General features: G+C 37.7%; 32 protein-coding genes and 1 other annotated feature (1 of these 33 running past the window's edge). Of the genes, 21 read left to right on the forward strand and 11 right to left on the reverse strand.

The genetic code is table 11. From position 1 onward, the window contains the following. Nucleotides 1-71, reverse strand: a binding site (T-box leader); it reaches 142 nt to the left of the window's first position. A 128-nt stretch (nt 72-199) separates the two neighbouring features. From ACXYMX_RS00945 to pepF, 5 genes are all read left to right on the forward strand, one after another. Then, the gene (locus ACXYMX_RS00945; protein ID WP_459042336.1) at nt 200-1,405 is read left to right on the forward strand and encodes a putative glycoside hydrolase; all 1,206 of its coding nucleotides are present in this window, start codon (nt 200-202) and stop codon (nt 1,403-1,405) included. A 397-nt stretch (nt 1,406-1,802) separates the two neighbouring features. Continuing rightward, entirely contained in the window at nt 1,803-2,198 is a 396-nt protein-coding gene (spxA, locus tag ACXYMX_RS00950; RefSeq protein WP_186669618.1) for a transcriptional regulator SpxA, read from the forward strand. 251 nt (nt 2,199-2,449) lie between these two features. Next, the gene (mecA, locus tag ACXYMX_RS00955; protein WP_459042337.1) at nt 2,450-3,106 is read left to right on the forward strand and encodes an adaptor protein MecA; all 657 of its coding nucleotides are present in this window, start codon (nt 2,450-2,452) and stop codon (nt 3,104-3,106) included. 321 nt (nt 3,107-3,427) lie between these two features. Then, complete coding sequence (locus ACXYMX_RS00960; protein ID WP_459042338.1) at nt 3,428-4,579, forward strand: competence protein CoiA; 1,152 nt, start codon at nt 3,428-3,430, stop codon at nt 4,577-4,579. Between the two features lie 51 nt (nt 4,580-4,630). Then, nucleotides 4,631-6,451: an oligoendopeptidase F gene (gene pepF / locus ACXYMX_RS00965; RefSeq protein ID WP_459042339.1), complete on the forward strand. Its 1,821-nt coding sequence runs from the start codon at nt 4,631-4,633 to the stop codon at nt 6,449-6,451. A gap of 340 nt (nt 6,452-6,791) precedes the next feature. Here the strand turns inward: pepF and ACXYMX_RS00970 are convergent, their stop codons facing one another. From ACXYMX_RS00970 to ACXYMX_RS00980, 3 genes are all read right to left on the reverse strand, one after another. Continuing rightward, a complete protein-coding gene (locus tag ACXYMX_RS00970; protein WP_459042340.1) occupies nt 6,792-7,604 on the reverse strand; it encodes a DsbA family protein in 813 nt (270 codons plus the stop codon). After that, entirely contained in the window at nt 7,604-7,993 is a 390-nt protein-coding gene (locus ACXYMX_RS00975; RefSeq protein WP_459042341.1) for a globin domain-containing protein, read from the reverse strand. Before ACXYMX_RS00975 ends, ACXYMX_RS00970 begins: the two co-directional genes overlap by 1 nt. A 104-nt stretch (nt 7,994-8,097) precedes the next feature. Beyond that, nucleotides 8,098-8,784 carry a lytic transglycosylase domain-containing protein gene (locus ACXYMX_RS00980; protein ID WP_459042342.1) on the reverse strand — a complete coding sequence of 229 codons (687 nt, stop codon included), beginning with the start codon at nt 8,782-8,784 and terminating at the stop codon, nt 8,098-8,100. A gap of 221 nt (nt 8,785-9,005) precedes the next feature. Here ACXYMX_RS00980 and ACXYMX_RS00985 point away from each other — a divergent pair, with 221 nt between their 5' ends. From ACXYMX_RS00985 to ACXYMX_RS01005, 5 genes are all read left to right on the forward strand, one after another. Beyond that, the gene (locus ACXYMX_RS00985) at nt 9,006-9,680 is read left to right on the forward strand and encodes a GTP pyrophosphokinase (protein ID WP_459042343.1); all 675 of its coding nucleotides are present in this window, start codon (nt 9,006-9,008) and stop codon (nt 9,678-9,680) included. Then, the gene (locus ACXYMX_RS00990; RefSeq protein ID WP_459042344.1) at nt 9,677-10,477 is read left to right on the forward strand and encodes an NAD kinase; all 801 of its coding nucleotides are present in this window, start codon (nt 9,677-9,679) and stop codon (nt 10,475-10,477) included. Before ACXYMX_RS00985 ends, ACXYMX_RS00990 begins: the two co-directional genes overlap by 4 nt. After that, nucleotides 10,470-11,390, forward strand: coding sequence for an RluA family pseudouridine synthase (locus ACXYMX_RS00995; protein ID WP_459042667.1), 921 nt, complete (start codon nt 10,470-10,472; stop codon nt 11,388-11,390). Before ACXYMX_RS00990 ends, ACXYMX_RS00995 begins: the two co-directional genes overlap by 8 nt. Before the next feature lie 27 nt (nt 11,391-11,417). Beyond that, nucleotides 11,418-12,773 (forward strand): magnesium transporter, encoded by a 1,356-nt coding sequence (mgtE, locus tag ACXYMX_RS01000; RefSeq protein WP_459042345.1) that lies wholly within the window; start codon nt 11,418-11,420, stop codon nt 12,771-12,773. Between the two features lie 139 nt (nt 12,774-12,912). After that, entirely contained in the window at nt 12,913-13,239 is a 327-nt protein-coding gene (locus ACXYMX_RS01005; RefSeq protein WP_459042346.1) for a hypothetical protein, read from the forward strand. Between the two features lie 115 nt (nt 13,240-13,354). Here the strand turns inward: ACXYMX_RS01005 and ACXYMX_RS01010 are convergent, their stop codons facing one another. Further along, complete coding sequence (locus tag ACXYMX_RS01010; protein ID WP_459042347.1) at nt 13,355-13,909, reverse strand: CotY/CotZ family spore coat protein; 555 nt, start codon at nt 13,907-13,909, stop codon at nt 13,355-13,357. A gap of 121 nt (nt 13,910-14,030) precedes the next feature. Here ACXYMX_RS01010 and ACXYMX_RS01015 point away from each other — a divergent pair, with 121 nt between their 5' ends. From ACXYMX_RS01015 to ACXYMX_RS01045, 7 genes are all read left to right on the forward strand, one after another. Further along, the gene (locus ACXYMX_RS01015; RefSeq protein WP_459042348.1) at nt 14,031-14,438 is read left to right on the forward strand and encodes a hypothetical protein; all 408 of its coding nucleotides are present in this window, start codon (nt 14,031-14,033) and stop codon (nt 14,436-14,438) included. Then, on the forward strand, nt 14,439-14,894 hold the full coding sequence (spoVAC, locus tag ACXYMX_RS01020; protein ID WP_459042349.1) for a stage V sporulation protein AC: 456 nt from the start codon (nt 14,439-14,441) through the stop codon (nt 14,892-14,894). It abuts the gene before it with no gap. After that, a complete protein-coding gene (locus tag ACXYMX_RS01025) occupies nt 14,888-15,889 on the forward strand; it encodes a stage V sporulation protein AD (protein ID WP_459042350.1) in 1,002 nt (333 codons plus the stop codon). Before spoVAC ends, ACXYMX_RS01025 begins: the two co-directional genes overlap by 7 nt. A gap of 9 nt (nt 15,890-15,898) precedes the next feature. After that, nucleotides 15,899-16,261: a stage V sporulation protein AE gene (gene spoVAE, locus ACXYMX_RS01030; protein ID WP_459042351.1), complete on the forward strand. Its 363-nt coding sequence runs from the start codon at nt 15,899-15,901 to the stop codon at nt 16,259-16,261. Between the two features lie 83 nt (nt 16,262-16,344). After that, a complete protein-coding gene (locus tag ACXYMX_RS01035; protein WP_459042352.1) occupies nt 16,345-16,527 on the forward strand; it encodes a YjcZ family sporulation protein in 183 nt (60 codons plus the stop codon). A 17-nt stretch (nt 16,528-16,544) separates the two neighbouring features. After that, nucleotides 16,545-16,796 (forward strand): stage VI sporulation protein F, encoded by a 252-nt coding sequence (locus ACXYMX_RS01040; RefSeq protein WP_459042353.1) that lies wholly within the window; start codon nt 16,545-16,547, stop codon nt 16,794-16,796. Nucleotides 16,797-16,896: 100 nt separating this feature from the next. After that, entirely contained in the window at nt 16,897-17,199 is a 303-nt protein-coding gene (locus ACXYMX_RS01045; protein WP_459042354.1) for a hypothetical protein, read from the forward strand. Nucleotides 17,200-17,236: 37 nt separating this feature from the next. Here the strand turns inward: ACXYMX_RS01045 and ACXYMX_RS01050 are convergent, their stop codons facing one another. From ACXYMX_RS01050 to ACXYMX_RS01060, 3 genes are all read right to left on the reverse strand, one after another. Beyond that, nucleotides 17,237-17,674: a GNAT family N-acetyltransferase gene (locus ACXYMX_RS01050; RefSeq protein ID WP_459042355.1), complete on the reverse strand. Its 438-nt coding sequence runs from the start codon at nt 17,672-17,674 to the stop codon at nt 17,237-17,239. A gap of 3 nt (nt 17,675-17,677) precedes the next feature. Next, nucleotides 17,678-18,193, reverse strand: a complete 516-nt coding sequence (locus tag ACXYMX_RS01055; RefSeq protein ID WP_459042356.1) for a YjcG family protein — start codon at nt 18,191-18,193, stop codon at nt 17,678-17,680. A 91-nt stretch (nt 18,194-18,284) separates the two neighbouring features. Next, complete coding sequence (locus ACXYMX_RS01060; protein ID WP_459042357.1) at nt 18,285-19,007, reverse strand: alpha/beta hydrolase; 723 nt, start codon at nt 19,005-19,007, stop codon at nt 18,285-18,287. Between the two features lie 113 nt (nt 19,008-19,120). Between ACXYMX_RS01060 and ACXYMX_RS01065 the strand changes: the two genes are divergently transcribed. Next, nucleotides 19,121-19,687 carry a phosphatidylglycerophosphatase A family protein gene (locus ACXYMX_RS01065; RefSeq protein WP_459042358.1) on the forward strand — a complete coding sequence of 189 codons (567 nt, stop codon included), beginning with the start codon at nt 19,121-19,123 and terminating at the stop codon, nt 19,685-19,687. A gap of 180 nt (nt 19,688-19,867) precedes the next feature. Beyond that, nucleotides 19,868-20,563 carry a peptidoglycan recognition protein family protein gene (locus tag ACXYMX_RS01070; RefSeq protein ID WP_459042359.1) on the forward strand — a complete coding sequence of 232 codons (696 nt, stop codon included), beginning with the start codon at nt 19,868-19,870 and terminating at the stop codon, nt 20,561-20,563. A gap of 49 nt (nt 20,564-20,612) precedes the next feature. Here the strand turns inward: ACXYMX_RS01070 and ACXYMX_RS01075 are convergent, their stop codons facing one another. The 3 genes from ACXYMX_RS01075 to ACXYMX_RS01085 form a co-directional block, all read right to left on the reverse strand. Next, nucleotides 20,613-20,918, reverse strand: a complete 306-nt coding sequence (locus tag ACXYMX_RS01075; RefSeq protein WP_459042360.1) for a DUF3243 family protein — start codon at nt 20,916-20,918, stop codon at nt 20,613-20,615. Nucleotides 20,919-21,033: 115 nt separating this feature from the next. Beyond that, the gene (locus tag ACXYMX_RS01080) at nt 21,034-21,237 is read right to left on the reverse strand and encodes a YfhE family protein (protein WP_459042361.1); all 204 of its coding nucleotides are present in this window, start codon (nt 21,235-21,237) and stop codon (nt 21,034-21,036) included. Between the two features lie 132 nt (nt 21,238-21,369). Next, entirely contained in the window at nt 21,370-22,305 is a 936-nt protein-coding gene (locus ACXYMX_RS01085; RefSeq protein WP_459042362.1) for a metal ABC transporter solute-binding protein, Zn/Mn family, read from the reverse strand. A 315-nt stretch (nt 22,306-22,620) separates the two neighbouring features. On the opposite strand from ACXYMX_RS01085, the gene asnB reads away from it, so the two are divergent. Continuing rightward, complete coding sequence (asnB, locus tag ACXYMX_RS01090; protein ID WP_459042363.1) at nt 22,621-24,441, forward strand: asparagine synthase (glutamine-hydrolyzing); 1,821 nt, start codon at nt 22,621-22,623, stop codon at nt 24,439-24,441. A gap of 160 nt (nt 24,442-24,601) precedes the next feature. On the opposite strand, the gene resA is transcribed toward asnB, so the two are convergent. Continuing rightward, a complete protein-coding gene (gene resA, locus ACXYMX_RS01095) occupies nt 24,602-25,132 on the reverse strand; it encodes a thiol-disulfide oxidoreductase ResA (protein WP_459042364.1) in 531 nt (176 codons plus the stop codon). Between the two features lie 212 nt (nt 25,133-25,344). Here resA and ACXYMX_RS01100 point away from each other — a divergent pair, with 212 nt between their 5' ends. After that, entirely contained in the window at nt 25,345-26,706 is a 1,362-nt protein-coding gene (locus tag ACXYMX_RS01100) for a sensor histidine kinase (RefSeq protein ID WP_459042365.1), read from the forward strand. The last annotated feature ends 9 nt before the right edge of the window (nt 26,707-26,715 follow it).

Here is a 26,715-nt window from a genome sequence, read left to right on the forward strand (position 1 = left end):
TATCTGTTTACACCACCCACAGACTCTCTAATGAACCAATACGGAAATACTTTTTCCTTCAATGCCAATCAATTTATGATATTTTATGTAGTATAATCTTTCTTGAAAAAATTTGCAATAGATGAGATTCTCAATTCTTCTTTCAATTCAGTAGAATCCTTGCTAAGATTAAGAGTGAAGAGAAAGGGATGTTCGTACAATGAAACTCAAAAAATTAGCGGCAACTATGATAATTGCAGCGGGAATATTAGTTCCGGCAACAGCACAAGCTGACACAACAGAGAAGATTGAAAACTTTACGGAACGTACATACAATTTTAAAGAAATTGATCCGAAATTAATCTCATCATCAAAATTATTTATATATGACTCTGGTTTTACGTTTGACTATCCAGATGCAGTCCGTGGTGTTTATGTGACTGGTCATTCGGCAGGCGGAGAGCGATTTAATACTTTGGTTAATCTTCTAGACACAACAGATTTAAATGCAATGGTAATCGATATTAAAGATGATTTCGGCTATATCACATATACACCGGAAGCAGATTCTGAATTAGCCAAGCTCGATATTGGCAAGCCTTACATTAAAGACCCACAAGCAATGATGAAGGAACTCGAAGCAAAAGAAATCTATCCTATTGGTCGAATTGTTGTTTTCAAAGATAGTGTTCTTGCTGAAAAACGTCCAGATTTATCGTTCCTTGATGGAGATAAGGTCTGGAAGAATGGGCGCGGTGAATCATTTGTGAACCCATTTTTAAAAGAAGTTTGGGACCATAACGTCCAAATCGCAATAGAGGCAGCAAAAATGGGCTTTAAAGAAATTCAATTTGACTATGTACGATTTCCTGAAGGCTTCGAAAAAAGGTATGAATCTTTAAAGTATGAATTCGAAGACTATGCTGAATCCGAACTTGATCCTGTTCAACGTAGAGTAGAGGCAATCACGGATTTTGTTGCGTATGCGCGCGAACAACTGAAGCCGTATGGCGTAGAAGTATCCGTGGATATCTTTGGTTATGCAGCAACATTACCTGAAGCTCCTGGAATCGGACAAAACTTTTCAAGAATATCAGAAAACGTCGATGTGATTTCTTCCATGATTTATCCAAGTCATTGGACATCTTATTTTGGAATTTCAAAACCGGATCTTGAGCCCTATAAACTTGTAGCAGAGTATGCAAAAGTAGAAAACGAAGTGCTCGGTGCTCTTGAAAATCCACCAGTATCAAGACCGTGGATTCAAGACTTTACTGCTTCTTGGTTAGGTTCTGGAAATTATTTGAAATATGGAAAAAATGAAGTTGAAGCACAAATCAAAGGATTAAAAGATAATGGGATTGATGAATACCTTTTATGGAATGCGGGAAATAGATACTCACCTGGAGTGAACTATAAACCGTAAGCCATAAAAAGGAGTCAGAGCGAATAATAGTTCAGAAAATGTGAAACCTTTATAGGGACATAAACGTACTATTAAGTAGAACTTATTTTTTCAATGAAAAGTAACTAATTGAGAATAAAGTAAAAGTATTGAACGTATGTTTAATTCTCCTGATTAAAGGGAATAACATGATAGTAGATGAAAAAGCAAACATTAGTCTTGTGGAAAACCCGTAATGTTAAGAATTTGTGACAGGAAATCTTAAAACTTGAACTATTTGCTGAAAAGTGTATTCATCGCTTTGAAAGACGTGTATAATGTTAAGTAGATAAGCACAGTTTATAATTATTCTAAATTATATTTTAGTCTAAATAAATAGGTTTGATATTACCGATTTGAGAGGAAGTGTCAGCATATGATGGTTACATTATTTACTTCACCGAGCTGTACATCATGCAGAAAAGCAAAAGCATGGTTAGAGGAGCATGAAATTCCATATACAGAGCGAAATATCTTTTCAGAACCTTTGAATATTGATGAGATAAAAGAAATCTTACGAATGACAGAAGACGGAACAGATGAGATCATCTCTACACGATCGAAAATATTCCAAAAACTGAATGTTGATGTTGAGAGCCTTCCTTTGCAACGTCTTTATGAGTTGATTCAGGAACATCCAGGTCTGTTAAGAAGACCAATTATTCTTGATGAAAAACGATTGCAAGTAGGATATAACGAAGATGAAATTAGACGTTTTCTTCCGAGAAAAGTTAGAGCTTACCAGCTGCTTGAAGCAAGGCGCATGGTGAACTAAAGTTTAAATTTCTACAAGCTGGTAGGTGGACATTGAAAAATGCCTTGACCCTATCGGCTTTTTCTATTTCTCTTGCAATCCTTCAAAATGTTCTCTACAATGCTATTACTATCAAAATTTATAGTTCTAAGGCGAAACCCTTTCATATATTAGAAAGCGGTCATATATTAAAGGTAAGGCATTGCAGATAGATTGCATATCATTAGAAAGAACAAATAAAAACTGTTCTTTAAGAAGGGAGAGATTGTGGGATGGAAATCGAGCGTATTAATGAAAATACAGTTAAGTTTTTCTTATCATATAAAGACATTGAAGAACGCGGATTCACTCGTGAAGAGGTTTGGTATAATCGAGATAAAAGTGAAGAACTCTTCTGGGAAATGATGGATGAAATTAATGAAGAGGCCGAATTTGAAGTGGATGGACCATTATGGATTCAAGTCCATGCGATGAACAGCGGGATAGAAGTGACGGTAACTCGCGCTCAAACGAATGGTGATGATCAGGTATCCGAATCACCGTTTGAAGACAGTGATATGAATAATTCTTTTCTACCCGGTGCAGACGTTTTTGAAGAAGATGGTGAAATTATGCCAACAGGATCCAAAAACCTTCTGGAATGGACGGAAAACACATTTGTCTTTAAAGAATTTGACGATATAATTCTACTCTCCAATCGTATGAAGCAATTTGAAGTTGAAACTTCACTTTATTCATTCGAAGGCGTGTATTATTTACATGCGCTATATAATATGGAGGAAATGGATGATCAGCAAAAAACTGACTTTTACAGTGTAATTACTGAATTTGGTACACCGTCAAATATGACAATCCATCGACTAAAGGAGTATGGAGATTTGATTATGTCTTCGGATGTTTTTAATCAAATTAACAAATACTTTAGCTAGTTTTAAGTGGATAGAACATGTAGCTCCTTTAATTAGGTAGCTACTTTTTTTATGGCGGAAAACAATTGAAATTGAACTGTTCATTCAAATATCCATACCCCATTATCGACTGAGAGGCCTCTTTCTCGCTACTGGAAAGATTCTGGTATACTTTTGCGCTAAATGGGCAGGGGACCTTCAGTTGTGCCCCCTCTTGCCCTGTGTTGGCTAATGTCTTCCGAGTGTCTAAGCAAAGTAACGATTTATCCACAGGATTCGTAAAAATCAAAAAGAAGTTGCTTTTTTAACTGAAAATTCGTAAAGTTATAAAGAGAGGAGGAGATGTTCATATTAACAGCAAAAACGTCTGATGGATCAGTCATTACTTTGTCCCGAGGGTTGGATAAAGAAAAGTTAAGAGAGTCACGGAAGGCAACAAAGTATTTCTGTATACAATGTGGAGGAGTTGTCCGTTTAAAAGTTGGTGAAATTGTAATTCCCCATTTTGCACATGAGAAGGAAGAATCGTGCGCAACCCTTTTTTCGGAAGGGGAATCACAAATGCATCTAGATGGAAAGATTCAGTTGTACGAATTTTTCCAAGAAAAAGTAGAAAACGTCGTACTTGAACCATTTTTAAAGCTTCTATCTCAACGGCCAGATCTTCTCGTCACGAGACAATCGGTTCAATATCCAATCGAGTTTCAGTGCAGTACAATCCCAATTGAAAAAGTCGAATCCAGGACAAGAGGCTATACAAGTGCTGGTATGAAACCTATATGGATAGTGCATACTCCAAAACAACTAAGCATGCTTCCGCAAGGAGTGGGAACTTTTCAATTATCTAAGTTTAACGAGTCATTTTTTAAACAAACTTCCCCCGAAGGCTTATCATTCCTCACATACAATCCCCAATCCGAGCAATTCCATTATTTTAGTAGTCTCGTACACATAGCAGGTAAGCAATATGTAGGGCTTCACCGAAAATTACCGATTGCATTGCAAACCTTTCCTTTCGCACGTCCAAACATCCCGACGAATGATGAGCTACATCTGTATGTCAAAGCATTTTTAAAAAGTCGTCTCAAGTTTTTACAAACCCGTGTATTGGTAAACAGAAGAGGGATAAATGACCCTTTTTTAAGAAGTTGCTACGAATTAAGACTAGTACCTGCTGAATTACCACTTTGGATTGGAGTACCTGTCCCATTTTCAAATGCTTTTCGTGAGCATATATGTGAATGGCAAATGCAACTCGTTCTTTTTTTGAGAAGGAATGAAATTGGGGTAAAAGGGCTTACTAAAAACCACATACGAAGGTTTGTTTTTCGAAATGAAAATATATCGGATGATCAAGTTAAAGCTTGCCTTGCTTATCGAGATTTACTTATTACCATCGGTGTCGAATCCCCATATAAGATGGTGAGTTTTGGGGAGGAAAAAATAGTTCGACTATTTGCAGAACGTTTCCTTGCAAAGCAGCTAAAGTATTGAGAAAATAGAACGTATTCGCATCCCTAATTAGTGGGAGAAGGGGGATTATTAATGACATCGGAATCTACAAACAAAGTTCTAAATCGTGATGAAGTAAAAGTGGAAGAAACTTGGCGTCTAGAAGATATATTTGCAACGGACGAGGCGTGGGAAGAAGAATTTAAAGAAGTAGAGGTTTTTTCAGCACAAGCAGAGACGTTCAAAGGAACTCTTGGTGATGGGGCCGAAACACTTCTAAACGCATTAACGTATCGCGATGAAATTTTTACAAGGCTACGTCGATTATACACATATGCACATCTGAAAACCGACCAGGACACTACGAATAGTTTTTATCAGGCGTTGGATGGTCGTGTGAAAACGTTATTCGTTAAAGTTTCGACAGCGCTATCCTTTTTGGTGCCGGAACTATTATCGATTGACGAAAGTCAGTTAAGTAAGCTTGTTGGAGAACATGAGGGACTAAGTTTGTACAAGCAAGAAATCGAAGAAATTAACGCGCAACGTCCACATGTGTTACCAGCAGAACAAGAAGCATTACTTGCTCAACTTTCTGAGGTGACAGGAAGTTCTTCGGAAACTTTTTCAATGTTGAACAATGCGGATTTAACATTCCCTTCGGTGAAGAACGATGATGGGGAAGAAGTTGAATTGTCACACGGAAGATATATAGGACTTCTCGAAAGTGATAATCCTCAAGTTCGCGAAGATGCTTTTAAAGCTATGTTTTCAACTTATGGAAAGTTTCGCAATACGTTTGCTTCCACGTTATCGGGAAATGTAAAAAGAGATAATGTGAACGCTAAAATTCGAAACTATTCATCGGCGCGTGAGGCGGCGATGTCAAACAATCACATACCTGAACAGGTCTACGAAAATTTAGTTGGCACGATTAATAAAAATGTTCACTTATTGCAACGTTACGTCGCTCTACGAAAAAAAGTGTATGAACTCGATGAGCTTCATATGTGGGATCTATATGCACCGCTTGTAAAAGATGTGGACATGAAAATCCCTTACGAAGAAGCGGCTCAAACAATGCTGGAGAGCTTCCACCCGCTTGGGGAAGATTACGTGTCCATTGTCAAGGAAGGTCTAGACAATCGCTGGGTAGACGTTCGTGAGAACAAAGGGAAGCGGTCTGGTGCATATTCTTCCGGATCCTATGGAACAAATCCGTATATTTTGATGAATTGGCAAGACAATGTGAGTAATTTATTTACGCTGGCTCATGAATTTGGCCATAGCGTACACAGTTACTATTCACGTAAAAATCAGCCGTTCGTGTATAGCGGCTACTCAATTTTCGTCGCGGAGGTTGCTTCAACGGTAAATGAGGCTTTATTAAACGATCATTTACTGAAAACGATTGATGATGAACAAAAACGCATTTACTTATTGAATTATTGGTTGGATGGATTCCGCGGTACGGTTTTCCGTCAGACGATGTTTGCTGAATACGAGCATCTAATCCATCAACTCGATCAAGACGGGGTCGCGTTAACAGCTGAAAAACTTACTGAAGAGTATTATGCGTTAAACAAGAAGTATTTTGGTGAAGATCTAGTTGTTGATGAAGAAATCGGTCTTGAGTGGGCTAGAATTCCACATTTCTATTATAATTATTACGTTTATCAATATGCGACAGGCTACAGTGCCGCAGTTGCATTAAGTAATCAAATCCTGAACGAAGGGGAGCCAGCAGTCGAAAGGTATATTAATAATTTCCTGAAAGCAGGCTCGTCTGATTACCCAATTGAAGTGTTGAAAAAAGCAGGCGTCGATATGACAAGTGCTGCACCAATTGAAGAAGCATGTCGTGTCTTTGAAGAGAAATTGAATGAACTTGAGGCGCTTCTTCTTAATAAATAACTATTTAAAAACAGCCGAACCTCCTGGTGAAATGGAGGAATCGGCTGTTTTTCTTATGGAGTATGCACCCCATTCAATCCCGGATGTGACATTATTGTGAAAATACTCAAGAGGTGTTGATGTTCATTTAATTTCATGATAAGATTAGCTTGTGAAATAAATCACATAACAAACATACACCCCTTTTGTTTGAACGTGAAATTTCTCCCATTCCCTTTTATAAAGAGCGTCAATCCCCCCCAGGATTCGATGCTCTTTTTGTTTTGAAAAATAGCGTGAGAACTCAAAAAAACTGCCTTTTATACCGAAAGTGAAAATCGGTTATAAAAGGCAGTTCTATTTATAATTCTAGACGTTTTTTACGCCATAATGTAACGTCTTGGAACGGTAAACGTTCGACATGTTGTTGCAAAAGACGTTTTTTGAGTTCACGCTCTGCTGATTTTTCTGTGACTCTATAAATTTCGGCAATTTCTTTTGTGGCAAGTGTATCAAATCTACCGAATAAGTCATCAAGTGGTGGGGGGCTGTCCGGAATAAGGGATTGACCAATAAGTTCTTCAAGAATTTGTTCATATACTTCGTATTCATAAGCACCACTCACTTTGAGCCCTTCGTCTTCTATGTTTTCATTAAAGAAGACAAAAGTCGGTGATTGGTCTACTTCCATTTCTTTGGCCATGTACATATCCACTTGCAATGCACGCAAAACATTTTTGGAAGAAAAATCACGAATGAATTCATCTACGTCTAAGTTTAGCTTTTCTGCAATTTCTAAAAGTACAGGAAAAGAAGATATATTTCTTGATTTCAAATAGGAATATTCCAACATTTTGGATAAGAATCTAAATCCTGCACGCTTACCTTGAAATTCTGCTGCTTTAATTGCAATAGAAGGAAAAGTTGCGTGTGATTTACTACAAGATTCGCTAGATTTAACCTTTTTTACGCATTGTAGATTCATCGCAGGTAGTGTACTGCGTAGAACAATGCGAAGTGTAAAATAGCGTTCATAATCCACTTGTAGTTTTCGTAAAACAGGCTGTAAGGACCAACAGACATCACAAAGAGGATCGATAAAAGCATATAATTCAATCGGTCTAGCTAGTGCTGATGGACTGATTGAACTTTCTAAAAATGTATGTCGATTCACTATGTGCCCTCCTCGTTCCTGTTTACCATGTGACGGGCAGTTAGCACGAGGCGTTTATAATAAAAGTCACGTATTTGTCCTTCAAGTCCTACCTCATCCATCGCCTCTTTCATACAAGAAAGCCACGCATCAGCTCGAGATGGTGTAATCTGAAATGGCATGTGCCTAGCTTTCATCATAGGATGACCGTGTTCTTCGGTAAATAAGTTAGGACCGCCTAAATATTGGGTTTGGAATTGTTTTTGTTTTCTCGCAGTTTCTGTTAAGTCGTCCGGGAAAATCGGGATAAGTTCTGGATGGACAGCTACTTTGGCATAAAACAAGTCGATAAGTTCCGACAACTTCTCTGCACCGATCTCCTCATAAGGAATCAAAGGTTTTCTGATCATGTTGGTATTCTCCTTTGCTCTGACTGTATTGATATTCTATCAACCCACCGATATTTTAACAAACAAATCGATTTAACTCGAAGCGGTAGCAGGTGGAGAAATCCTTATGAATTGAAGGAATTCAATACTTTTTTTACGTATTGCTGAGTCTCTTTAAATGGAGGAATACCACCATACTTTTTAACGTTTCCAGGTCCAGCATTATAAGCGGCGAGTGCTAGTTCCATGTTGCCATTAAACTGATTGAGCATTTGCCTCAAATATTTCGCGCCCCCTGTAATGTTTTGTTTTGGATTAAAGCTATCGGTTACGCCTAGGAATTTAGCAGTCCCTGGCATTAGTTGCATTAGACCTTCTGCTCCCGCGTGGCTAACCACATTGTTGTTGAAATTAGATTCCTGCTTAATTACAGAAGAAATAAGTTTTGCAGGTAAATTGTATTTTTCAGCGGCCTGGTTAATGATTTCAGTGTATTGTCCACTTCCAGAAGGGAGTGGTTTAGTTTGAGTTGAAGCAAGTGAATGAGCGGGAGTTTGTACGGTTTCTAACATATGGGGGAAAAAAACGGGGTTACTTCCCTTATAAAGTAAGTTCTCCATACTTGTATTAGTTCCTAGCATATTTGCTGAAGCTGAAGAAAGCGAGTTTGAAATCGGAGTTCCAGCCAACATTTCTTCCAGCATTTTATTAAACATAGAAGAAGTTGAACTTTGTTCAGACAGCGACCGAACAGATCCAAGTGACTGCAATGCATTGATATCCATTAACGTTCGAATTGTACGTGCATCCATTTATAAAACACCTCTTTACTTAGCAATAAAATACTCTCTCCTACTAGTATACCAAGCTTAGGTAGAAAACACATTTATGAACTGCAAGACCTCGCTCCATATGATAAACTAAACACAGTGTGATATGTAAAGAACAATCCCGAAGTGTCTTTTCAAATCAAATTGAAAAAAACTTCGCTAAGACAGTTTAAATTGTAGTATGACCACTAGGAGGGGTACGTATGGGGCAGTGGAGTCAATTTCTTGAACCGTATAAGCAAGCAGTAGATGAATTGAAAGTAAAGCTCAAAGGGATACGGTCCCAGTATGACCTAGAAGATGTACATACACCCGTCGAATTCATTACAGGAAGGGTAAAGCCTCTTGCAAGTATTTACGATAAAACGCTTGAAAGAGGTATCCCGTTCGAGCCTTCAAATGAACTAGCAGCAGAAATTCCTGATATTGCTGGGGTACGTTTAATGTGTCAATTTGTGGATGACATACAAACAGTTGTTGAAACGTTGAAACGTCGAAAAGACCTCGAAGTGATTGAAGAACGGGATTATATAGCAAATAAAAAGCCGAGTGGTTATCGTTCCTATCATGTGATTATCAAATATCCTGTACAGACAATTCACGGCGAAAAGACCATTTTTGCTGAAATACAAATTCGCACACTTGCGATGAATTTTTGGGCTTCAATCGAACATTCTCTCAACTATAAGTATAAAAGTGAAGTGCCAGAAGAAATTAGTATTCGACTGGAACGTGCCGCAGAAGCTGCATTTCGATTGGATGAAGAAATGTCGCTTATTCGAGATGAAATTCAAGATGCTCAGCAATACTTTACCGCTTATAAAGAAACTGCCAGAAGTTATCAAGAAAATAAAAAGGAAGGGAGATATACGACATGAAATTTACGATTCAGTCACGGAATGATGATTTATCGAATCGGCTTATGTCCGAAGCAACAGATTACTTAACCGATTTTGGTTTAGTTTTAAATGAAGAAGAACCCGATATAGTCATTTCTATTGGAGGGGATGGAACACTTCTCCATGCTTTCCATAAACATAGTCATCGACTAAAAGAAACAGCATTTGTTGGGATTCACACTGGGCATCTAGGTTTTTACGCAGATTGGAAACCTTCTGAAATAGAGAAACTCGTAATATCTATTGCACGAAAAGAATTCGATGTCATTGAATATCCTTTACTAGACGTAACGATTAATTATCGAAATGAAAAAGATAGTGCACTCTTTCTTGCACTGAATGAGTCGACGGTAAAGTCGCCTGACGTAACATTAGTCATGGATGTAGAGTTGAATGGAGATCATTTTGAGCGATTCAGAGGAGATGGATTATGTATGTCGACTCCATCAGGATCTACGGCATATAACAAAGCTTTAGGAGGAGCTATTCTGCATCCTTCATTGCCTGCAATGCAACTAACTGAAATGGCGTCAATCAACAACCGTGTATTTCGAACAGTTGGTTCTCCGCTCGTTTTACCCGCACATCATAAATGTGTTCTGAAGCCCGTAAAAGGGCCTGACTTTATGGTGACTGTGGATCATCTTCAACTCCTTCATAAAGATGTGAAGTCGATTGAATATCAGGTGTCGAAAGAAAGAGTACGTTTTGCACGATTTAGAGCGTTTCCGTTTTGGCAACGCGTAAGTGACTCGTTTATTGACAGCGATGATTGAATATAAACATTCCAATTCTCAATTTATTTTAACGTTTCGCTTTACTGGTGAAAGTCAACTCCTCCGAGAATTTTTAGCGGGAAAAGATATTTCCAAACGAACGTTGACTGCAATTAAGTATGACGGCGGAAAAATCTATGTGAATGAAATTGAAAGGACAGTCCGGCACCATCTAATTGACGGGGATATAATTACGGTCATCTTGCCTCCTGAAAATGTAAGTGAGGGGCTTGTACCTGAAGAGGGTAAATTGGAAATCATTTATGAAGATGATGCGATCCTTATTATTAACAAACCTCCAGGACAAAGCACAATTCCCTCTAGAGATCATCTTTCGGGAACAGTTGCTAATCTTCTTGCTGGAAAATTTCAGCAGGAGCAGATTCCTACAACCGTACACATTGTGACTCGTCTCGATTTCGATACGTCCGGTCTTCTCTGTATTGCAAAAAATCGGCATATCCACCACTTGTTTGGAGAACAAATGAAGGATTCCGTTTTCCACAGGCAGTACGAGGCTATTGTTGAAGGCCACGTAGAGGAAGAGAAATTTAGTATCGAAGCGCCAATTGGAAGAAAAGAAGGCAGCATTATTGAACGAACTGTTCGCGAAGACGGTCAATTTGCTCTAACAGACGTTCAAGTGCTTGAACGATTTGAGAAGAATGGGAAAAAACTAACAAGGGTGGCCATACGCCTTCGTACCGGGCGAACTCATCAAATAAGGGTTCATATGTCCTCTCTAGGACATCCTTTAGTTGGAGATGATTTATACGGTGGATCACGTTTTTTGTTAGATCGACAAGCGTTACATTGCACCCAGTTAAAGTTTAATCATCCTCTAACTAGGGAAAGTAAAGAGTTCAAGTGTATAGCTCCGATTGAAATGAGAGAGCTGTACGAAAAAAGTTGAACCTAGGTTTATAAAGGAAGGTGTCTTATGGCTGAAGTAATCGAATACAACGAAGAAAATTTAGTAGAAGCATTAGAAAGTAATGATATGCAAGCTTTTCGTCATGATTACTTAATGCTTCATCCTTATGATCGTGGAACCTTTTATGAAAAAGTGAGTCCCGAACTACGTCAGTTAATTTATCAATATTTATCACCAAAAGAACTTGCTGAGATTTTTGAGACAAGTGAAATTTATGATCACGAATATAAAGAGTTCCTTCAGGAGATGGACTCGACGTATGCTGCAGACATGATTTCTTACATGTTCGTGGATAACGCGGTTGATGTCCTGAACGAACTTGATAAGTCTCAAACCGTTAGCTATTTAACGCTTATGGACAAAGAAGCGGCTATTAAAATTAAAGCTCTCCTTCATTACGAAGAACATACTGCTGGTTCGATTATGACAACGGAGTATGTCGTTGTTCCAGAAAACTCAACAGTACGATCGGCAATGACAATTTTGCGAAATGAAGCGCCTGAAGCTGAAACAATCTACTATATTTTTGTAGTAAATGAGTCACAGCGTTTGACCGGAGTTGTTTCTTTACGAGATTTGATCATTGCCCATGAAGATACATTGATCAGTTCAATTATGAATGATCGTGTGGTTAGTGTGCTTGTTAGTGACGATCAGGAAGACGTCGCTCGCATGATAAAGGACTATAATTTCCTAGCTGTCCCTGTTGTGGATTTTCAACAACATATGTTAGGTATTATAACAGTCGATGATATTATCGATGTCCTCGATGAAGAAGCATCCGATGACTACTCCAAACTTGCTGCTGTTTCGAATATGGATACGTTCGATAAAAGTCCACTTACTGCTGCTAAAAAGCGGCTTCCATGGTTGCTTATTTTATTAGTCCTTGGAATGCTGACAGCAAACCTTATCGATTTATTTACCGAAACGATTTCAAAAGTAGCTCTTCTTGCTGCATTTATTCCACTTATTGCTGGAACTGCCGGTAATAGTGGTACACAGTCTCTTGCAGTAGCTGTTCGTGGAATTGCGACGAGAGATATTGAAGATGAGAGTAAATTCAAATTGCTTATTCGTGAAGCTGGAACGGGTCTGATTACAGGTCTGATTTGTGCGGTATTTGTTGTAGGTTTGATTTACGTTTGGAAGCATGAGTTTTTAATAGGCCTCTTAGTTGGTGCAGCCATATTGGTTTCGATTTTTGTTGCAACGATTTCAGGGTCATTTATTCCTTTATTCATGCACAAAATGAAAGTCGATCCAGCTGTAGCATCGGGTCCTTTCATCACAACACTGAATGACATTATAAGTATAATTATTTATCTTGGTTTGGCAACTTTGTTTATTGGGGATTTGTAGCCAGTTCAAGTTGTTTCAACAGAAGAACATCGAAAATGGTAAATGCATATACTAGCTCAAAAAGGATGTGCAAATCATTTCATACAAAGAGCCCTTACTTTTTGTTCAGGGACCGCCGATTTTCATTAGAGTTATCGCCATGGATGAAGAGAGCACGTCAGTATTTCTTTTGAATGAGGAAGAGTCAATCAAAGAAGATGAGGTCGAATTCACTACTGATCCTGTTCTGAATTTAAATCCATCGATAAGGAGAAGATTAACTTACTTGGAAAAAGGTTTTCAGCGTGAGGTTTACAGCCCACTTCAATTTATTATAGGTGAAGAAACGTTGACGGGGAAAATTGACAAAGTTGAAGGAGAAAAAGTATTTATAGAAATAGTAGGGGAGGGCAATGAAGTAATTGCCAAAGAACTCGCGAGTATCGAAGAAATACTTTGGCGAGGTCAACCATTTATAGAAGGATGAAAAAAGGTTGGGAGAATGAAACATTGATTCTCTCAACCTTTTTTTGTTATTTAAAATTATAAAGTTTGTGCGGTCTTCTACAGACCGCGCAAAATGGGCATTGCAAGAATCGATTTTAATCTTCACAGTCAATGAAAACATCTTTAACACATTGAATCCCACAGAAGCATTTTAAGTCAACTGTAACGCAAGAGCCTGTTGCTTCAAAACGTTCAACTTCACACATCGCATCGTAATCAAGTTTTCCATTTACAAATAAATTTACTCTACGTCCATGTCTGTCGCGTGGTTCTAGTACTTGAAGTGTTGCACAGCAGTTATCAAATACATTTTGTACTCTGAAGAAGACAGAGAAACAGCTATTGCAATGTTTATGATTTGCACCTTCACCAGTAGTGCTTGGATTTTGATTGCGGGTTCTTCTGTGATCGTACATTGCTTTAAATGGATCACCCTTCTCATTCATTAACATAAATACGCGTGTATTTGCACGTTGGCGTGAAGGACTTACAAGGCTACCGAGTGGAGTCAAAAAGCAATCAGTTTTGCAATCATCACAATCCCGATCCTCTCGAATATCCTGAACGCGCCTAATCGCACGGACAACTTCACAAATACAGTTGTCGTGACGATTTGAGTCTGATACATTCTCATTTCTTCCACATCCCATTAATTCCACCCCCTTTTCAACTCTTAATACTTTATGCGACAAAGTTCATCGTGTTAGGGCAAACGCACGGGTTATGAATAAAGTTGGCAGTGAACTGACATACTATCTAAAACGAGGGGGGATGAACATTCGAAGTTTCACTCTTTATCTAATTGCAATAGCGCTCATACTTTCAGGTTGCAACGGAAATGACAAGAAAATAGAAATTTTTAATAGTACAGATGAGAATGAAGAAAAAGTGGGCGCGATTCTGATGAAAAATGATCATTTAACAAGTTCAGTAGCTGTTTTTTATAAAGAAGATTTGATTGTAGGAGTTTCGGTTAAAACTTTTTCTAGATTTAAGAAAGCTACAATTGAGAAAGAGTTAACGAAAGAACTAGAAGAAGTATATTCAGACTTAGTTATCAACGTCTCCGCAGATCATAAAATTTTGATGGAAACAAAAAAGCTTGTTGAATCGAAAGAGATGAACAAGATGGGGAAAAAAATTGAGAAAGTAAAAAAGCTAATGAAAGAAGAGACGTAAATGGAAAAAGAAAAATACGGAGCAATTGTAAAAGAAATATCTCCAAAAACACCTTTACTAAAAAATGTTGCTTTTGCTTTTTTCACAGGCGGAACAATTTGTCTAATTGGCCAGTTTGTTACTCTCTTTTATATGAGTTTTTTTGATTTTACGGAACGAACAGCGAGCAATCCTACTGTTGCAACGATGATTTTTATTGCGATGCTACTTACTGGTTTCGGACAATATAAAAAAATTGCTCAGTTTGGAGGCGCAGGGGCAGCAGTTCCTATTACTGGGTTTAGCAACGCCGTTGTCTCGGCAGCAATAGAGCATCGGAGCGAAGGGTATGTACTAGGTGTTGGTGGTAATATTTTCAAACTTGCTGGTTCGGTTATTCTTTTCGGTGTATTCTCAGCCTTCGCCGTAGCACTTATTAAGACAATTCTTGTGAAATTAGGTGTTATTTCATGGTAACAAGAGGAATTCTAACATTTACATCAACGCCGTCTATCGTAGCTACAGGAGTAACTGCTGGTCCGTTAGAGAAAAAAAGTGTTCTTGCTCCTCTTTTTGATAGAATCTATGAAGACGAACGATGCGATATGGATACAGATGAAAAAGCGCATGCGGAAATGCTGGAAGATGCTTGTCTAACTGTATTGGAAAAGTTAAACCTCACTCCAAATGACGTTGACTTTCTACTTGTTGGAGATTTAGTAAATCAAATGACACCATCTAGTTTTAGTGCTGCATCTATGGGGATACCGTATATTGGCTTATTTTCAGCTTGCGCAACATCCGTATCCTCCCTTATTATTGCCGCCCTTCTAACTGAAGTGGGTATGGCTGAGTGCTCATTAGCGGGTTCCTCAAGCCAGCACAATGCAATTGAGCGTCAATTTCGATATCCAATTGAATATGGTTCACAAAAACCTGAAACCTCTCAGTGGACAGTCACCGCTGCAGGTGTAGCGGCTGTCACTCCTTATAAAAAAGGTTTTCCTTCAATAGAATGCGCAACAATTGGTCGCGCGATTGATTTAGGATTAACAGATCCCTTAAACATGGGTGCTGCAATGGCGCCTGCTGCAGCAGACACATTAAAAAGACATTTAGAAGGCCATGGAAAGAAAACGACGAGTTATGACGCCATCATTACAGGTGATTTGGGTAAAGTGGGATTTGAAATATACAAAGTACTGGCAAAGAAAGAAGTGTTACATGTATTTAACAATTTTCGGGATGCAGGTGCTGAATTTTATGGTGACGATCCTTTATTTCTGTCGGGTGCAAGTGGATCTGGATGCTCAGCCGCAACCTACTTTACAGATGTTTTTTCCAAGATGATGGCAGGAGAATACAATCGTGTACTTCTTATAGCGACCGGCGCGCTTTTATCCCCATTATCTTTTCAACAAGGTGAAACAATCCCTTGCATAGCACATGCAATCGAACTAACAATGAAATGAGTGGATAGGATGGTTTCAATGTTTATAACAGCTTTTGTAGTTGGGGGTCTAATATGTGTCGTCGGTCAACTCCTTTTCGATGTCGCAAAGCTAACTCCCGCACATACACTAGTAACACTAGTTGTTGCGGGTTCGGTGCTTGATGGATTAGGTTTGTACGAACCACTCATCGATTTTGCTGGGGCAGGCGCAACGATACCTATCACTTCATTTGGAAATGCATTGACCCATGGTGCTATGGCAGAAGCAGAAAAACATGGTTTGATTGGCGTTCTAACAGGAATGTTTGAAGTCACAAGTTCGGGAATAAGTTCTGCAATATTATTTGGTTTTATCGCATCCTTTATTTTTAAGCCGAAAGGAAACGTATAAATTTTAAGTAAAAAATATGTAAGTGCCTCCCCCTTTGAATATTCCTAGCATAGGATATATAGAAAAGAAAGGGGGTATTTTTTATGTCTGGATATGCTTGTGGAAATCATGGAGGACCTGGTTATGGCCCTGGTTATGGACCTGGCCCTGGATATGGACCTGGATATGGCTGTGGACCGGGAAGAGAATCGAATGGCGGTTCAACTTTCATTCTAATCGTTGTTCTTTTCATCTTGCTCATAATTGTGGGGCAAAGCTTTTGCTAAGGGAGGGGGAATAGCGGATGAATGATTCATTTTTCCGGAAAATCGAATCAAAAACAGGTGTACCAATGGAGGAAGTCTTCGCACTCGCAAATGCAATTCAGTATGCTGATTTTAGCGACGAAAGGCAAGTGCGCAAGATTATTCGCAACGTTGGAAAGCTTGCTAAGAAAAATGTACCCCAACATACAGAAGATGAGCTTGTGCGATCCATCGTGAATAATGGTAAGGCAATGAATATTAAAGACATTCAAGATATGTTGGGACGATAAAAGTAGTTAACAGAAAGATTGGAATATTCCTTGTTTAATAATGTGTAGTAAGGGTATAATAGTAATAAGATAAATATAATTACTAAGAGAGGTGTACTGCATGGGATACTTATTACCTATTCGTTCAATCCAATCAGAACAATATGCAAATAGAATGAGCATGGCTCCTTATAACTTTGCGTATATCGGTAACGTTCAATCAGTAAAATTACGTTCTAATTTTCTGGATGAATTTCATAACCAATCTGACTTTACAAGTGAAGAACAAAATACGGATAAGAAGTCACCTAAGGCACCGGCTCCTAACCCGTATCGGGGTTATATTCCACCCAACCCTACTAAACTATCTTCGCAAATTGCACTTTCTGTTGGAAAAGGTATCACGATCAACACCTACGCATAAAAAATAAGGGAAGTTCACTTAGTGAACTTCCCTTATTTTAATTTGAACTCAAAATCTTTTCCATTGCACGATGTGGAATGTCAGCATCCATAAACTCAGGGGATGTGATTGTGTATCCAAGTTTTTCATAAAATGGAACTGCATAAGATTGAGCATTTAAAACAATTTTTTGAAATTTTTTATTTAATGCATGCTTTTCAAGTGCATTCATAATAAGGTTTCCAAGATGCCTTCCGCGAAAATCAGCTAATACGCAGACACGTTCAACTTTCCCAATACCATCCGTTGTTTCCCTAAATCTTCCGGCAGCAATGGGGGTGTTTTCAGTATAAACTACAAAATGAGTAGCTGTTTTATCTAACTCATCAAGTTCGAGGCTTAGTGGAACTCCTTGCTCTTCTACAAAAACTTTTTGACGAATGAAAAATGCATCTTGCCGTTCGCCATCAGTTTGCGCAATTGTTACATTGAACAACGTTTAATTCTGCCCTTCAAGGCGGAAGGTTTCGTAAACTGTCCATGAACCGTCTTCTAGCTGATAAAGAAGGTGAAGTCGATCGATTGTTTCTGAATGATCAACGCCAATCATTTTTAGTTGACCGATAATATCATCATGTTCACCCGAAGTGAGCTTCTGTGCAATTGTAACATGTGGCACGAACTGATAATCAGATTCATTTGTGAAGAAATCACTGTTCAAATCGGTGTGTAATGCTTGTAATTCATCATTTAATTCGGCTTTAAAGTAAATTGCGTTAGTAATTGGAGCGAATGTGCTTACTTTAGACACACGCAATTCGAAAGGACTGTGTTTTTTAGTTACTTCTTTAATTGCTAACGCAACTTCTTCGATTTCTTTTTCATTTGCGTCAAATACACCCTTTACTGTCATATGCGGTGTAATAAGAGCATAATGTGGGTCATATCTTTTCCGATAAGCGTTTGCTAAGTCTTGAAGTTTCTTTGATGGAAATGCAACAATACCATACTTCATAATGGAAAGACCTCCTTTTATAATGAAACAATAGGAAAATGTTCTATATTTAATTATAACAGAACAGAAGATGAAGTGTCAGTTATCTTTCTTATTGTTGATAAACCTTTGTGACAGCTCTGCGTACATCTGGCTGCCAATACTTCCATGTGTGATTACCTTGAAACTCTTCATAGAAGTAAGAGAATCCTTTTGATTCAATTATTGCTTTTAATTCGCGGTTTGGAGCTAGAAAGTCTTGGACGCCATCCGCCAAAGTTTCAACTTTGTCTTCTTCTTTACCAATTACGTGATAAATTGAAAAACGTGAGGGATCTTTGACATTATTTACAGCTTCCAAAACGGAATTATCGACGTAAGGAGAATGTAGAATTACTTTTCCAAATGTATTTGGATATTTTGCTGCAGCGAGAAGTGAAATTGTTGCAGCAAGCGAATCACCAATTAAGCCTCTACCTTCTCCAATCTGGTAGGTCGGGTAGTTTTCATCCAAGTAGGGAACGAGTTCGCGGGCAAGAAAGCGAAGGTAGGCTTCATGCCGGTCGCCTTCAGGGTGATATAAGCGTCTTCGTTCACTTACACTTTTATAAGGAACACCTACAACTATCATATTTTCAATTGCACGCGCATCCATTAATTCGTCAACGACGCGTCCGATTCGACCGTATTGAAAATAATCTTTTCCGTCTGATGCAATAAGGATTGAATATTTATAAAGCTCCGAATAATTATGTGGTAAGTAAATGAGAATTTGCATTTCTTCTTCGAGTGATTCACTATAGATTGATATATCTTTAATTTTTCCATAATTCATATGTGGAGTGCCTCCTTGGTTATGTATATATTTCAAATTGTAACATATTCAAGTTAACGGGTATAATGGTTAAAGAACTATTTAAAGTCTACTAAATAAGGGGATGATCGTTTATGGGGAAAAAAGCTGATCCAGTACATTCGAAAATCGTTGAAGAGGCGACAAAAAAAGCGCTCGAGCGTCGGGGAGTAAAGCTAACAGATGTTGCTGAGATTGTTTATGAAATGCAGTTGCCTTATAATCCAGGTTTAGAGATGGCACATTGCCTCGAATCAGTTGAAGGCGTTCTAAGAAAACGCGAACTTCAACACGCAATATTGGTTGGAATTGAGCTCGATGAGTTAGCGGAGCAAGGAAAATTATCTGAACCGTTGATGCAAATCGTAAAGTCAGATGAAGGACTATTTGGTGTAGATGAAACAATCGCATTGGGGGCTGTATTTACATATGGCTCGATTGCAGTAACTACTTTTGGACATTTAGATAAAAACAAAACTGGAATTATTCAAGAATTGGATTCGAAAAAAGGTGGATCTGTACATACTTTCCTTGACGATTTGGTTGCAAGTATTGCAGCTTCGGCTTCATCAAGAATTGCCCACAAAACGCGTGATATAGAAGAAGCTGGTGAAACATTTGAGGATGTTTCACCTGGTGCAGAATCGACGAATGAAGTGTAACTAGCTTTCGTTTGGTCTATAAGAAAGCCAAGAGGGTAATTTTCCTCTTGGCTTTTTTAAATGGCAATTAGGAAGAATGTCCTCATTCAACAGTTTTCCTTCTATATAAATAGATGAAAGGTAAGTGAGCCTCACGTTCACGAGCTACCTTTCAATCTTATTGTATGGAGGGATGAGAGAATGAAGATAAAAGAAGAGTTAATTCCGAAGGGAAACGGGAATCGACCGGGCAATTTGATGAAGCCTCTGTATATCACGATTCACAACACAGGGAATTCTCGTAAAGGTGCTACAGCGCAAATGCATGCACGATTTGTGAAAAATCCATCGACAGCGGTAAGTTGGCATTTTACTGTAGATGACGAAAATGTGATCTATCAGCATTTGCCTTTGAACGAAAACGGTTGGCATGCAGGTGATGGGAAGAATGGAATCGGAAATCGAAAAAGCATCGGTATTGAAATTTGCGAGTATGAAGGAATTAATGAAGGAAAAGCTAATGATAATGCAGTGTGGCTCATAAGGAAATTAATGAAAGAACATACGATTCCAATAGGAAATGTAGTCATGCATAAACATTGGTCTGGAAAAAATTGTCCTCGAAAACTTATCCCCATCTGGTCGGATTTTATTGCCAAAGTACTCAGTGGCGATGATATGGAATTAAAGCAACATGTCGAAAACTCCAACTTTTACAGTCCTACAAGAAAGATTTTCCAAGAAGAAACGAAGGAGTTATTTCGATTGTCACGTGAATCAGGTATTTTAAGTACAAATGACCATGAAAAGCAATTAGCTTCTGGAACAATGTCTTTAGATGATACGGTCGGACTGATAGCAACAATTGTCAAACGGGTATATTTCTCAGGGAAATAAAGTAAGAAAACGATCACCCATTCAGAGTGATCGTCTGTTCTTAGTTCATTTAAGCTTTCTTTACCATTTTCAACAGCATATGCGCAAGGCTATGCTGTTCTTCTTTAGATCCAGACTTCCAGAGCTCCATTAATAAATATTCTTCTCTATTCCGAGGTTCCTCATGCTTCGCAAGATAATTAGCAACCATCTCGGTAGTCTTGGCTAACTTCTCTTCACTCAGCCCCATCTTTTCACCAATTTCAACTTTGTCGCCAAGAAACTTTTTAAAGTGTCTGAAGTTTTCTAACACTTTTTCTTTTTCCTCAACATCAATCTTGGCTAGCTCTTTCTCCACCTGATCTTTTACATCCATTTACACATACACTCCTTTGTCGTGATAAACCTATTGTTTGCTATTTCACGGAAGATACACGTGGGAAAATGTTCAAGGTATGTGAAAGAGAGCATGTTGCAATAATACTTAAAGTTTATGTTTTCCTTTTAACATTATTAATTTTATCGGCCTTATTGAACACCTCTTGATACAGCACTTCTTGAGTGGAAGTCAGGTTATTATTCTTCTCGGTCATTTGTTTATGAGGTTCTTTTTTCTTGTGCATATATTGTAGGCTCCTTTCTGTATTGATACAGCCGTTAGGTTTCCCGATTAAGCGGAAATCATGCGAATGCATTGAAATGCAACAGAAGAGGCCTTTTATTATAAGTTATTGGTCAATCAAAACGGAAGTTGGATTTTATTCGTTTTTTCGATATGAGGAATATGGAGAGGAGTGGTCTCTCTAACTCCTCATTTTTTTGTCGATTTACTCTCCGCTCAAAGCCTTCTCAAGCGTTCGAATATTATAATTCATTAATGAGAAGTAATCCTCTTTGTTTTTCACATCATCCGACGTTAATACCCCAAGGTTATGAAGCATAAGTGATTCAGCTCCAATTTCTTTTCTTAGTACGTCAGTTAGTTTAGAGGACACGTTTTGTTCGAAGAGAACATACTTTACGTCCTGTTCCTTTGCGTATTCGACAAGGGAAGCTAATTCTTTTTGAGAAGGTTCGCTTTGTGAATTCAAACCAGCAATTGCTACTTGCTCTAGGCCGTAGGTTTCGGAAATATAACCGAATGCAGCATGTGAAACGAAAAATGTTTTAACGGATGCATTAGATGCCATATCTATAAATTCTCGGTCTAGTTTAAGAAGATCATCCCGTAATTCTTCAAAATTGTTCTCGAAATCGGCTTTTTTATCGGGAGCTAGTTCAATTAAGGCCTCTTTAATTGAGTAGGCAAGCGCATCACTCAAAATAGGCGACATCCATACATGTGGATCGAAGTCGCTATCATCATGTTCGTGCTCTTCATCTAGATGCTCCCCACCAAGCATTTCTTCTGTAATTGACTCAGATGTGGCAACCATTTTCACATGTTCGTTTTTCAACGTTTTCTTCGCATCCTCTACAAAGCCTTCAAGACCAAATCCGATATAAAAGAATAAATCTGAGTCGGCAAGAGTCATCATTTCTTTTTGTGTTGGCTCGAAAGTATGCTCCTCTGCACCTGGGGGATAGATGGATTCCACATCAACATGATCGCCACCAATTCGTTCCGTAAAATATTGGAGTGGATAGACGGTTGTGAAAACAGTTAGTTGTTCCTCACTCTCTTTCTCATTGCCTATATTGCTACAAGCAGCAAGCAGTACCATCGCAAATAATGAAATAAAGATAACCAGTATTTTATTCATAAGACAAAAACCTCCTCTTTCAAATAGTAATCATTACGATTTAAAACGTTAACGTTTTTCATAATATAAGAAAAGAAAACACTTTGCAACTAAAATATATTTAGAAAAAAATATTTTTAGTACATCCCTTTAATGCAAAGCTTTTGCATATTTAAAAGATATACTAATTTACGCCTTCAAAAAGCTACTAGAAACAGTTATGGAAAATAAAGATTTAAAGTAAATCCAAGTTTTACTAATGCATTCCTATGCTTTAATTAAAAAAATGATGTGAGAATTAATATAGTTCAATCAAAAAGAATGGAGTTCCTATATATGAGTGGATTTACCGGCTTTATCGGAGAAACAAAAAATGCTGAATTTGTTTTAGAACAAATGTTAGAAAAAATCATCCATCGTGGTCCAGATTCGTCTTGTACGTTTATAGAAGATGAAGTAGCAATTGGATATCGGCATTTACAATTTAGTAATTTAGAGAATGAAGGTAAACCGTATTACTATGAAGATGAAAACTATGTCTTGGTAATGGACGGCGAAATTAATAATTCCGAAGAATTAAGAAGAAATCTTATTGATGAGGGGCATTTGATCGAAACTAACACAGTTCAAGAGTTACTTATTTGCGGATACGAACACTATGCGGAAAATATTACGACAAAATTACGTGGGAAGTTTGCATTCGTCATTTGGAATCGAAAAAACAAAACGCTATTTGCTGCACGGGACATGTTTGGTATTAAGCCATTATATTACGCATATATGAATGATACGTTTTTCTTTGGTTCTGAAATTAAAAGCTTTTTGCCACATCTGCACTTTATAAAAGAGCTAAACGAAAATGCTTTAAAGCCTTATTTAACTTTCCAGTTTCCTGTATTAAACGAATCATTCTTCAAAGGTGTTTATAAATTACCCGCGGCGCATTATATGTCTTTTGAGGGCGGTCAGATTAAGACCCAACGATTTTGGACTCCAAAATTCAGTCCAACAGATCAACCGTTGGAAGATATCGTAGAAGAAATTGATCGAGTTATGGAGGAATCAATCGATGCACATCGAAATAGTAATGAAGAGGTTGGCTCTTTTTTATCAAGCGGCGTTGATTCAAGCTATATAGCATCTGTTTTAAAACCGAATAAAACCTTTTCAGTGGGTTTTGGCAATGAAAGCTTTTCCGAAATAAATAATGCAAAAACTTTATCCGAAGCATTAGGAATTGAAAATTACAATAAAGTCTTAGATTCTGACCTCTGCTTTGACAAGTTGGATGAAATTCAATATATGATGGATGAACCTCATTCAAATCCTTCTATCGTACCATTATATTTTTTGTCGGAGCTTGCTAGCCGTGATGTAAAGGTTATATATTCTGGGGAAGGTGCCGATGAATTATTTGGGGGCTATTCCGAATATGATACTCCAGCCATTTTGAAAAAATATAAAAAGTTTCCTCCTTCGATACGCAAATCATTGGGGCAACTATCTAAACATTTACCGGAAGTAAAGGGAAGAAATTTCTTAATAAAAGGTGGTTTGTCACCAGACGATTGGTTTATTGGTCAAGCCAAAATATTTGATGAAAAGAAAGTTCGTAACATTTTAATGAGTAAGTATAATGACGCTCCAACTGTAAAAGAAATTGTAAAACCATATTATGATCAGGTGAAAAATGAAGACGATGTTACAAAAATGCAGTATTTAGACTTACACCTTTGGTTAGTAGATGATATTTTGTTGAAAGCAGACAAGATGAGTATGGCACATTCTATTGATGTGCGGATGCCATTTTTAGACCGGGAAGTAATGAAAGTCGCGTCAAAGATACCGACAAAATACCGTGTAAATGATATAGATACCAAATATGCATTTCGTATCGCTGCAAAACGGAAGTTGCCCGAAGAATATGCAAATCGTAAAAAGATTGGATTCCCACTTCCCATTCGTCATTGGATTCGGGAAGAAAAATACTATTTGAAAATCAAGTCATATTTTGAGAGCATAGAAGCTGCACAATTTTTTAATCAGCAGTCAATTATGGATTTATTAAATGCACATCGTAAGGGGAAAGCGAATAATGGACGGAAAATATGGACCATCTATATGTTTCTAATTTGGCATAAGAAGTATTTTGGTTAAGAATTTCATTATTTAAATGAATTACAGAAGAGGTAGCCCGAAGTGAAAATACTTTGGTCTACCTCTTCATTGTGTTTTGGAGTTTATATTGCATTTCTCGAAGAGAGTATTCAATTCTAGGGAAATCAATAATGTTCACAAGAAAATATTAAGTCTAGTTTTAGGGCTTAATCTGTTCCATATAGCCTTTGATATCATCTTCTGACATTTCTCCCGTTACTATTTTTACAATCTTTCCTTCAGGGTTAATAAGAAGTGTGGTAGGCAGTGGTTTAACATTATAAGTTTCCATTACACTTTTCGTAGTATCAATTAAAGTCGGGAAAACCATACCGTATTGATCAGCAAATGTTCGAACCTTGAAGTCAGATTCTGCAATGTTCACTGCTAAAATTTGTACTCCTTGATCTTTATAAACTTGGTATTGTCGACCCATCGCAGGCATTTCTTTTTTACAAGGCGCACACCAAGTTCCCCAAAAGTTTAAAAAGACCCCTTGTCCTTTGTACTCAGATAACTGATGGTTTTCCCCGTTTAAATCAATAAGTGCAAAGTCTGGGGCGTCATCCCCGACTTGTAAAACATCATATTTCTCTTTTGTGATACTTGTGTATATTGTAAAGATAATGGCCGCTACTAATAGGGCTAGTGTGAGAGACCTAAATAGCAAACGTGTTTTTTTGTTTTTCAATTTCTAAATCCCCTTATCTAGACGTTTCAGGACATCGACTCTCACCCGAAATATCATTTTAGTCATTAGTATACTAATGAGGTATGAAAAAAGTGTGCAGACACAAAGACGTCAAAAGTCCATATGGAATCTAAACAATACATTCCCATCTGCATATCTTTTTCATATTCTTTTTCTATACTGATTACATAAGGAGAAGGACGTGTGCTTATATGCATAAAATATCTACAAAATTAGCTGCTTACTTTATCATTTCATTCCTTGTACTTGAAACGTTACTCATGCTTTATTTACACTGGAATATTATTCACACTAGGGTTGATGAGGAGTATACGCGTTTGTTGGCGAGTGGTTCCAATCATCGGAATGTCCTTGAAGATCACTATTCATACGATACAATGACCCACATTGTTTTGATGGAAGCCGAAAGCGATAGAGAGGTTATCATTACTGGAACGAATAACGAGATTATCCGGAGTTCGACAGAGAATATTGATGCGTTTCTACCATATCTATCCTTGATACAAACCTCTGATATTCTGAATGATCGTATACTCATACCTGATTGGAAGGACTCATCTCATATTGTAAGTGTGCATCCATATAAAGTGGATGAAGAACAATCCGGCTACTTAGTAATGTTTCAAAGTAGTCAGCCAATCGAACGGTTAGTAGGTAAACTAAATCAACACTTTGGATTGGCAGGAGGAGCTAGTATAGTTATTCTTTTTGTCATCTATTCGATTTTATCGAAATTTCTTACGAGGCCGTTGATTCGAATGAAGGAAGCGACTGAGAAATTAAGTGAAGGGGAATTTAACGTAAGTCTTCCATCAGGCGGAAATGACGAGTTAGGTGAATTATCAATTGCGATCATGAAGTTAGCTACCGACCTTGAAAGAATGAAAAAAGAACGAAATGAGTTTCTTGCTTCTGTATCTCATGAACTGAGTACACCCTTAACTTATTTAATAGGGTATTTGAAAGTGGCTATGAGAGACGATCTAACAGAGGAAGAAAGAAATCAATACTTACTGATAATTGCTGAAGAATCAAATCGCATGAAAGATCTGGTTAAAAACTTAATGGATTTAGCAAAAATGGATGAAATGGCGTTTTCAGTCTCCAAAACCTTTTTTTCAGCACAACATTTTTTAGAAGACATTCATCAACTTGTTTATCCCGAATATAAATTGAAAAACATAGAGCTGAATCTAATCTGTAAAGAGGAATTTCAAATTCATGCAGATCCACTACGACTGGAACAGGTAGTATTAAATCTTTTGGACAACGCATTAAAGTATTCAAATGAAAAGACAACAGTAACAGTAGAATTATTTAAAGAAAATAAACAGACTATCCTATCTGTATCAGATGAAGGAATCGGAATCCCTTCGGAAGAAATCGATTTAGTTTTCGAAAAACTTTTCAGAATTGAAAAGTCACGTTCAAGAACATTTGGAGGTTCTGGCCTAGGTCTTGCAATAGTAAAGGAACTAGTGGAGGCGCATGATGGAACAATTGAAGTAAAGAGTCAGTTAGGGAAAGGAAGTACGTTCACTATAAAACTATAAATCCACTAG

This window comes from Sporosarcina sp. CAU 1771 (genome assembly GCF_054482775.1).